The sequence below is a fragment of the Psychrobacter sp. TB20-MNA-CIBAN-0197 genome, from assembly GCF_040309765.1.
Taxonomy (GTDB): domain Bacteria; phylum Pseudomonadota; class Gammaproteobacteria; order Pseudomonadales; family Moraxellaceae; genus Psychrobacter; species Psychrobacter submarinus.
In genome coordinates, this window is record NZ_JBEOPC010000966.1 from 1 (window position 1) to 256 (window position 256).

The 256-nt window shown below is 39.8% G+C and carries 1 protein-coding gene; it reads right to left on the reverse strand.

Going from position 1 to position 256, the window contains the following annotated elements:
- The coding region (locus AAEY83_RS16745) for a hypothetical protein (RefSeq protein WP_351060894.1) at window positions 1–256 on the reverse strand (256 nt) is incomplete at both ends.

Consider the following 256-nt stretch of genomic DNA (forward strand, 5'->3'; position numbering starts at 1 on the left):
GCGGTATATAGCATCAAATTTAGCAGCATAATAATCTGCGCCTACTAAAAACACATGCTCCATATTCGCAATCGTTGTTTGTGCTATTAAATTAGCAGTTAAACTCAAACCTTGGTTTTCGCGCGCTTGATCTCTAAATTCACGTTCACTCCAATCAACTACACCGTCATTATCGGTATCTAACAAGCCCCACGGTTCGTGATAGTTTTGCTGTTCGGTATTAGTAAAGTAACGCGCTGTTACATCTGTACTGAAT